The 1,164-nt window shown below is 74.2% G+C and carries 2 protein-coding genes; both read right to left on the reverse strand.

The window, feature by feature from the left end; genetic code table 11:
* Window positions 1-338, reverse strand: a 338-nt coding sequence (locus AC13HU_RS37475) for a DUF4140 domain-containing protein (RefSeq protein WP_483046472.1), incomplete at its 3' end; no start/stop codon positions are given.
* 3 nt (window positions 339-341) lie between these two features.
* Window positions 342-1,164: DUF4139 domain-containing protein (locus AC13HU_RS37480; protein ID WP_483046473.1), on the reverse strand; the 823-nt coding region annotated here is incomplete at its 5' end.

The following is a 1,164-nucleotide window of genomic DNA, read 5'->3' on the forward strand; positions in this document are numbered from 1 at the left end:
AGATTGGAGTCGGCGGCGGGGTTGAAGTCGGCGGCGGGGGCGGGCTCGCCGTCCGCCGGCCGGACCGAGATCTCCGCCCGCAGCGAGCGGTCGACGGCGAGCGGCGTGACCGGTCCGACCCGCAGCCGCTGCACACCGGCGACGAGCCTTACGGTGCCGGTGCGTTCGACCTGGGCGCGGTCCTCCAGGCAGGTCACCGCGGTGATGGGCAGGTGGAGCAGGTCCTGCTGGGCGGCGGCGCCCGGGCCGGAGGAAGTCGACGCGGGAACAGTGGTGGAAGTGGAAGTGGACGCGGACGCGGGGTCCGGGGCGGGCGAGGAGTCCGCGGCGGCAGTCATGGTTCAGTTCCTCCGGTTTCCGCCGACGACCGACTTCCCCACCGGCAACCGGATCTCGAACCCCCCGGTGAGGGTCGCGGTCCGTCCCGGCTCCAGCGTGACGCGCCACACCCGGGCCCCGGGGACGTAGGTCCCCTCCTGGCCGTCCAACGGCGCGCCGGGGTCGGTCCAGCGCGGCTCGGCGCGATGTTCCTCGATCCGTACGTCCTTGTCGGCCGAGGTCGGTATGCGCTCGCGCACCTCCACGAGCGCCGGGTACGGCAACCGGTTGGCGACCTCCACCTCCACGGTGTGGTCGAGCACCGTCGTGCCGCCGCGCAGCCCGGCGGTCGACTCGCGCATATGGGCCCGCCGCGCGACCTGGACGCTTTCGGCCACCCCGAGGCCGACCGCCTGCCGCTGCCCGGGGGCGAGGGTCGGCAACGCCGCGGTACGGACGAAGTCGCCGTCGACCATCACGTCGGCGGGGCCGGCGAGCAGCGGGTGCGCGGAGGTGTTCGTGACCAGGACCGTGCCGAACACCGCGGTGTCCTGCGCCGGTACGCAGACGTACTCGAACTCGGTATGGACCGGCACCTCGCTGACCGGCACCGTGTGCCACTGGCCGTCCGCCTCGACGTCGACCGGTGCCGTCGTGTCGAAGCGGTAGTCGAAGGAGCCGGCCGAGCGCCGGACGTCGACCGCGTGTGCGGGGCGGGCCAGTTGGGCCACGGTCGCGGCCCTGCGGCGGTACTCCGTGACGAGCGCGTTCGTGCCCTCGCCGGCCGCGCGCAGGCTGCCGCGACCCTCGGGTGCCTGCGGGCCGGCCATCACCAGGCTTGCGTCT

The organism is Streptomyces sp. NH27 (assembly GCF_056859195.1).